Annotated in this window: 7 protein-coding genes; all 7 read left to right on the plus strand. The window is 45.6% G+C overall.

What is annotated here, in order from left to right:
- Positions 1-2 precede the first annotated feature (2 nt).
- Positions 3-1,658, plus strand: coding sequence for a type I-E CRISPR-associated protein Cse1/CasA (gene casA / locus HMPREF1631_RS00460; RefSeq protein WP_034231057.1), 1,656 nt, complete (start codon positions 3-5; stop codon positions 1,656-1,658).
- 23 nt (positions 1,659-1,681) lie between these two features.
- Positions 1,682-2,293, plus strand: a complete 612-nt coding sequence (gene casB, locus HMPREF1631_RS00465) for a type I-E CRISPR-associated protein Cse2/CasB (protein ID WP_034231060.1) — start codon at positions 1,682-1,684, stop codon at positions 2,291-2,293.
- Positions 2,294-2,350: 57 nt separating this feature from the next.
- Entirely contained in the window at positions 2,351-3,427 is a 1,077-nt protein-coding gene (gene cas7e / locus HMPREF1631_RS00470) for a type I-E CRISPR-associated protein Cas7/Cse4/CasC (RefSeq protein WP_034231063.1), read from the plus strand.
- A 62-nt stretch (positions 3,428-3,489) separates the two neighbouring features.
- Entirely contained in the window at positions 3,490-4,353 is an 864-nt protein-coding gene (gene cas5e / locus HMPREF1631_RS00475) for a type I-E CRISPR-associated protein Cas5/CasD (RefSeq protein WP_034231065.1), read from the plus strand.
- Positions 4,354-4,998 (plus strand): type I-E CRISPR-associated protein Cas6/Cse3/CasE, encoded by a 645-nt coding sequence (gene cas6e, locus HMPREF1631_RS00480; protein WP_034231067.1) that lies wholly within the window; start codon positions 4,354-4,356, stop codon positions 4,996-4,998.
- Positions 4,999-5,039: 41 nt separating this feature from the next.
- Complete coding sequence (gene cas1e, locus HMPREF1631_RS00485; RefSeq protein ID WP_034231068.1) at positions 5,040-5,981, plus strand: type I-E CRISPR-associated endonuclease Cas1e; 942 nt, start codon at positions 5,040-5,042, stop codon at positions 5,979-5,981.
- Between the two features lies 1 nt (position 5,982).
- A complete protein-coding gene (cas2e, locus tag HMPREF1631_RS00490; protein ID WP_034231070.1) occupies positions 5,983-7,077 on the plus strand; it encodes a type I-E CRISPR-associated endoribonuclease Cas2e in 1,095 nt (364 codons plus the stop codon).
- The last annotated feature ends 339 nt before the right edge of the window (positions 7,078-7,416 follow it).

Consider the following 7,416-nt stretch of genomic DNA (forward strand, 5'->3'; position numbering starts at 1 on the left):
AGATGGGCAGGTTTAATTTACTCGATGAGCCTTGGATTTCCGTCATTACAGACGAAAAAGGCCACAACGAACACGTATCGATGACCGATGTTTTTAAGCATGCCTCAGAGTATAAAACGCTTGCCGGCGATATGAAAACGCAGGATTTTGCGGTGCTTCGTGTTTTGCTTGCGGTGCTTCATACCGTGTTTTCCCGCTACGACGCCGAAGGCAATCCTCGCATATTCAGTCCCGACGACGATGATGAGGATGACTTTAATGAAGAAAGTATGAATATTTGGCGCGAAGTTTGGGACGCGAAAAAGTTTCCGGATACGGTTTTTAAATATTTGGAACAGTGGCGCGGCCGTTTCTTTCTTTTTGACGGCAGGTATCCGTTCTTCCAAGTGACTGAGCAGGATATTGGCACTGAGAAGCTTGGCGGCAAATCACCCGGCGAGATATCGGGTAAGAATATAAATCGTTTAATTTCCGAAAGCAATAATAAAATTGCGATATTTTCCCCCAAAGCGGCATTTTCCCCAAAAGGCAATAATAAGTGCGTGCTTACCGAAGCGCAGTTGGCCAGATGGATTATTTCTCTGCAGGGCTATATGGGACTATCCGATAAGACGATATTTGGGACTAAAAAGTACAAAGCTTCCAAAGGCTGGCTTTTTGATCTTGGGGGTATTTATATAGAAGGGCGCAGCGTATTCGAAACCCTGATGCTCAATTGCGCACTTGTCGGCGATAATCAGTCTCCCAAAAATCCCCAAAAACCATGCTGGGAGTATTCGGGAACGGAAAATATCGAAAATTCATTTTCCGATACGTTCATCGATAATATCGCGCAGCTTTATACCCGTTGGAGCAGGGCAATATATGTGAATCCGGATTTGGACTGCGATAAGGAAGCAGCCGTTTCCGTTGTGAAACTTCCCGACATCGATCATAAAAATGCTTTTATCGAACCGATGACGGTATGGCAGTACAACAGGAGCGGGGAAAACAAAGACTCTTATACGCCGAGGAAACACAAACCGGAAAAATCAATGTGGAGATCGTTCGGACTTCTTACATTGCGGGAATTGAGTGACGGAAGCAGAAATCACAAACCGGGAATTATGGAATGGCTGGACAGAATTGGTGATGCCGTTGCCGGTTCCTCTGTTTCATTGCAGGCCGTAAGTATGAAAGATGACGGTAATGCTACGTCCTGGGTTCCTGCCGATGAAATATGCGATACTCTGCACATTGATGAGATTGTGGTAACCGATAATGCCGCCGGCGGGTGGGTATACAGAATTAACAAAGAAGTTGAGCTTACAGGGAAAGCCGTTGGATCTGTTTACGGGAAATTTCTTCGGGATATATGCGAAATACGCAATATCGACAAAGACCAATATGCCGCTAAGCGTATCAGCCGCGTTTATTTTCTGGTTGATCAGCCGTTTAAAGAATGGTTGGCGAATATCGGACCGGAAGATTCAAAGAACGAGCGCTGCGGCCAATGGAGAAACGTGTTGCGCGGCATACTCACAGACGAGGCGGAAAATGTGCTAAGAAATGCCACGTTGCGTGATTTCACGGGCAGGGCTGCCGAAGAAACCGGAAAAAATATAGTTACGGCTTACAACACTTTTATTCATTATTTAAACAAATTAACGGAAAAGTAGAAAAGGCGGGAAAGGAGGATATTATGGCGAAAAATCAAAGCAAATCTGCCGAAGTGTCAAATGCCGTAGGTAAAATTATCAGGCAGTTTACGCAGATTGCGGATACTTCGGCCTACAGAGCCGTGCTTGCCCAATTGCGGCATACGATCGGCAGGCCATTAAGCCAGTCTGTGGAAATATGGCCGTGGGTGCTAAGCAATGTGCCGGAAAGCTTTATCGGCAAATATGGCGAGGTGAGCTTTCAACTGCGGGCCGTTATAAACACTTTGCAGATATACGCATTGTATGAGCAGGGTGGCGCGGAAAAAGCAGGAAATAAAGATTCGAAGGAATCCGGAAAATCCGAAGATCAAAAATCCTACGGCAATATGGGAACGGCTTTAAGGGTGCTGCGGGCCGATGAGGGTGTGCGCGGAGCTATGGACAGACGCTTTGGCGTTATGCTTACCGCAAACGATTATGAGAGCTTCTACTACTACCTTCGCCGGCTGGTTACATTGCTGAAAAGCAGAACGAAGGAAAACCGGCAGGCTATTGATTACATCCGGTTGGCCCGCGATTTGTATTTGCTTCAGCTTGAAGACCCGGAAAAAGTAAGACTTTCCTGGGCCCGGGAATATTATCGCTTCGGCTGACAGACGCGCTTTTATAAAACAGACAACAGAAATATAAATTCGGAAAGGTTTACGACAATGAATACCCGTTTATTTTTGGACATTCAGGCAATCCAAACGGTTCCGCCATGCAATATGAACCGCGATGACGCCGGCAGCCCGAAAACGGCACAATACGGCGGTGCGACCAGAACCAGAGTAAGCTCTCAATGCTGGAAACACTCAATGCGCGAATATTTCAAAGAGCACGGCAGTGACTCGAATGTAGGCATACGAAGCAAAAATATTGTTAAGTATGTTGCGGATAAAATTATTGCTTTAAAACCTGAATTATCTGAACAGGAAGCACTGGATTTATCAAATAAAGCGTTAAATAATGCCGGCGTCAAAACCGGTAACGATAAACTTCACACACTGAAAGCTTTATTCTTTTTGGGGGAAACCCAGGCGAATGCTTTGGCTCAGGCGGCAGTCGGCAACGTTACCGACAGGAAACGGCTGCAGGAAATTTTAAAGGCCAATCCGGCCGTTGATATTGCGTTATTCGGCCGTATGCTGGCAGATGACCCCTCCCTTAACGAAGACGCTTCTTCGCAGGTCGCCCATGCAATTTCCACTCACGCTGTGCGCGCTGAATTTGATTACTATACGGCTATTGACGATTTATCCGAAGAAGACAATGCCGGGGCCGGAATGCTGGGCACAATCGAATATAATTCCTCAACGCTTTACCGCTATGCGAACGTGGCAATACACGAGTTTGTTCATCAGCTGAATGATGACAGGGAATCGGCAATTAATGCCCTCAGGCTTTTTATTGAAGCTTTCGCCAATGCCATGCCTGCCGGGAAAGCAAATACTTTTGCCAACCAAACATTACCGCAGATGCTGGCAGTGACTTTAAGGGACGACAGACCGGTGAACCTGGTGAGCGCATTTGAAGATCCGGTGAAATCCGGGGACGGATATGTTTCAAAATCGATCGCGAAACTTTCCCGGGAATATGAAAAAGTTCAAAAATTCGTTCATAGGCCCCTTGCGTCATTCTATGTAACAACGGATTCTTCGGACGGGCAGCTCAAATTGGGAACGGAAGAGCAGAATATGCAGAAATTATTGGACGATTTTTCCGCCAAAGTATCCGAACTGCTTTAAGTAAATTACTTAATAAATAATGCTTATGGGCCAATGTTCGGTGTTTGACAGTTAGGAAGCTTATGAAAAGTTTGTTATTGAAGTTTTCCGGACCGTTGCAGTCATGGGGTACAGATTCACATTTTGAGACTCGGCACACAGATTACCATCCTTCGAAAAGTGCGGTAATAGGCATGATTGCCGCGGCTTTGGGATACAGAAGAAGCGCCGATTGCGACGAAAAGATTGCAGAGCTTAATGATTTGGATTTTGCGGTACGAATCGACCGGCAGGGAAATTTGCTCAGAGATTATCATATCGCGGCAAAATACAAACCTAATGGCGATTTTGAAAGAAATTACGTTACCAACCGTTATTACCTCGAAGACGCCATATTTCTTGTTGCAATAGGTTCGGCCAACGGGCAATTCATTGACGGTATCAACGATGCTTTGCGCTCTCCGTATTTTCAATCCTGCTTAGGCAGAAGATCGCTGCCTCCTACAGCCGACTTTATTCTGGGCACACAAGACTGCGGAGTGCTTCAGGCATTGTTGACTCATGAGTGGCTTGCGGGAAAAACCGGGAAAAATCGGATTAAGATTTCCAAATTATCCGGGATATCCGAATCTTTCGGCAAATCGGACAACGGAAAATTTGTATCTTTATATGCCGATTCGGATTTAGTGGATAAAATTGCGGGCAAATTGGGTAAGGAATATAAAATTCAGTCAGCGGTGCGCAGGCTGCGTAAGGATTACGTTAATTCTTTCTCAAACGCAGAGAGAAAATTCGGATTCCGTTACGAGTCGAAAATAGAAATACCCATTGACAAAATTTTTCGCGGCAATTCGGATTCGGAAAGTATTTCGTCAGACAGCAAGCAGGTAAAATCTGCCGGAGATTTTAATGCCGAGCATGATGCATTTTCCGGATTGGAGGCATAGATGTCTTACTTAAGCAGAGTTGAAATTGATTATAAAAAACCCAAATCGCAGATAGATCTTAAATCGGTGGGGGCTTTCCACAATTGGGTGGAGCAGAGTTTTCCGGAAGAATGGGAAAATCGCGAAAGAAGCCGAAAGCTATGGAGAGTTGATGTTTTGCGGGGAAAACATTATCTGCTTATAGTAAGCGACTCGACACCGGATTTGCGGCGTCTGGAGACGTACGGTGTTGCCGGAACGGCGTCGGCCAAGAATTATGATAAATTTTTAAATTCGCTGAGAAATGGCATGAGAATGCAATTTAGGGTGACTCTTAACCCGGTTGTTTCCATTTCCGACACTCCTGACGCCCGTACTTCCAGAGGCAGGGTGGTGCCGCACGTTACTTATGCTCAGCAGATGAATTTTTTGCTTGACCGTGCGCAAAAATTAGGCTTTTCACTGAATGAAAACGAATTCACCGTCATTGAGCGCGGATACAGCCTGTTTATGAAATCCGTAAAACCCATTCGCTTAAGTAAAGCCGTTTACCAAGGCATTTTAACAATTAGCGACGCGGACGTGATGCGCAAAACATTGGTTGAAGGTATCGGAAAAAAGAAAGCGTATGGTTTTGGCATGATGACTGTGATCCCGTTGGGATAACTTAAATCCGTAAAATTAATTTTGTCGAAGGCTGTAACGGTATGGAAAAGAAATGCGGCGCCGGGAAAACCAAAATTCAGGAGCTTGCGCGCGTGAGCGACAGAGTAAGTTTTATATATGTGGAACATGCGAAAATCAATCGTCTTGACAGTGCCGTTACCGTCTTTGACGCCGCCGGAACCGTAAGAATTCCTGCCGCAATGATTGGTGTTTTGCTTCTGGGCCCCGGAACCGACATTACGCATCGCGCTGTGGAGCTGCTCGGAGACGTCGGCGCAGGCATAGTTTGGGTTGGCGAACATGGCGTGCGTAATTATGCCCACGGCAGGGCGCTGTCGGGAAGTTCGAGATTGTTGGAAAAACAGGCAAAGCTCGTTACAAACACCAGATCCAGATTAAACGTTGCAAGGAAAATGTATCAGATGCGTTTTCCCAATGAGGATGTATGCACATATACCATGCAGCAGCTGCGGGGGCGGGAAGGTGCCCGCGTAAGAAGTGTATACAGGGAGATGTCCAATAAATATAATGTTGCATGGAACGGCCGTGATTATAAAGTCGATGATTTTGAAAGCGGAACTATCGTTAATCAGGCGTTGTCGGTAGGCAATGTATGTCTTTACGGTTTGGTTCACAGCATAATATCCGCTCTGGGCCTGGCTCCCGGATTGGGTTTTGTGCATACCGGCCATGATCTTTCTCTTGTGTACGACATCGCCGACCTGTATAAAGCCGAATTAACCATTCCTGCTGCTTTTGAAATCGCTTCCCGTTGTGAAGCCAATGACGACATTGAACGGTTAATGCGTTTAAAAATGCGCGACTGCTTTGCAAAATGCAATATAATGCGGCGGATTGTCAGTGATATACAAAATTTTCTTGAAATTCCGGTTGACGAGCAGATTACTGCCGACGTAGTGCATCTTTGGGACGGCGGAGAACGTTTGGCGGCCGCCGGAGTAAATTACGGCGGGGTGCATTGACATGCCTTTAACCGTAATCACAATGACGAACTGCACACCGTCGCTTCGCGGTGATTTAACTAAATGGATGCAGGAAATTGCCACCGGCGTTTACGTTGGCAATTTCAACGGCAGAGTTCGGGAAGAATTGTGGAAGCGTATAGAAGACAGTGCGGGGAACGGTGCCGTAACGATGAGTTTTGCTTCCGGAAATGAAATCGGATACGACTTTAAGACTATTCATTCCCGGCGGGAAGTAGTTTATTTGGACGGGCTGCCTTTGGTTCGTATTCCTTCGGCTGATACGGACAATATTAAACACGGATTTATCAATGCCGCACATTTTCACAACGCAGGTAAATTTTCAAATGTCCGGCATAAAAGAAATATTAATATTTCTCCCGATGCAACCGAAAATAATTTTTCTAATGAAAATGCCGGTTCCCTAAGCTGCGCCAATACTTCGCGGCCTGCAAGATCGGCTGCAAATAGCGAAGAAATAACCCGCAGCGACTGCCGGAAAGATCATATCGGTAAAATAAATAAAAATTTTGTTGTAATAGATTTTGAAACCACAGGTTTAGACAGCAAAGAAAACAAGATTATTGAGATCGGCGCCGTTAAGTTTACCGATGGAAAAATTGAGGAATTTCAAACGCTAATTAACGTTAATTGCGCTAAAGACGCCGCTAGCGCGGATGTCGGTATCGGGAAAAATTATTCTGTAACGAAGAATATTACCCAAATGACCGGTATCACGAATGAAATGTTGGATTTATACGGCGTTGGGCTGTCGGACGCTCTGCCTGATTTTTTGAATTTTACAGGTAGCCTACCGATAGTTGGGTATAACGTATTTTTTGACCTGGCTTTTTTGAAAGCTGCCATATTATCGGCAGATATGCAGGCTGACTGTAGTATTATTTCCAATAATGCTGTTTTTGACGTAATGCGTTTTGTAAAAAAGGATAAAATGTTTTTGCGGGATTATAAGTTGGAAACTGTTCTGCGCGAGTATGGCATTGCCGAACCGGTTTTGCACCGGGCTCTGCCGGATGCCAGATTGACTTCCCGCCTTGTGCTTAAAATAAGGAGGTTATTAAATTTAATCCCTTAGATGTATAATTTTTTATTGTTTACCGCAGGGGATGTTTTGAAAGTAAATGAAATTTGACTGTTTCTTTCATGGAAATGGTTATTTTATTGGGGTTTTCAAGTGTCTTTCCCGCATACGCGGGGGTGATCCCTGGGGCCAACAGCGCAGGGCCCTCGCACAGGCGTCTTTCCCGCATACGCGGGGGTGATCCCGAGACAACACTGCAATGGCGTGTACGCACCAAGTCTTTCCCGCATACGCGGGGGTGATCCCAATAGTTATATGGCAAGAGGAGAACTGAAAGTGTCTTTCCCGCATACGCGGGGGTGATCCCGGTGTTGAATGGGGCGATGCGTGCAT

Origin of the sequence: Arcanobacterium sp. S3PF19, assembly GCF_000758825.1 — a bacterium.
Lineage (GTDB): Bacteria > Actinomycetota > Actinomycetes > Actinomycetales > Actinomycetaceae > Arcanobacterium_A.

Excerpts from the sequence above, each read along its gene's own strand:
- casA (WP_034231057.1), top strand. The coding sequence starts at position 3 with ATGGGCAGGTTTAATTTACTCGATGAGCCTTGGATTTCCGTCATTACA.
- casB (WP_034231060.1), top strand. The coding sequence starts at position 1,682 with ATGGCGAAAAATCAAAGCAAATCTGCCGAAGTGTCAAATGCCGTAGGT.
- cas7e (WP_034231063.1), top strand. The coding sequence starts at position 2,351 with ATGAATACCCGTTTATTTTTGGACATTCAGGCAATCCAAACGGTTCCG.
- cas5e (WP_034231065.1), top strand. The coding sequence starts at position 3,490 with ATGAAAAGTTTGTTATTGAAGTTTTCCGGACCGTTGCAGTCATGGGGT.
- cas6e (WP_034231067.1), top strand. The coding sequence starts at position 4,354 with ATGTCTTACTTAAGCAGAGTTGAAATTGATTATAAAAAACCCAAATCG.
- cas1e (WP_034231068.1), top strand. The coding sequence starts at position 5,040 with ATGGAAAAGAAATGCGGCGCCGGGAAAACCAAAATTCAGGAGCTTGCG.
- cas2e (WP_034231070.1), top strand. The coding sequence starts at position 5,983 with ATGCCTTTAACCGTAATCACAATGACGAACTGCACACCGTCGCTTCGC.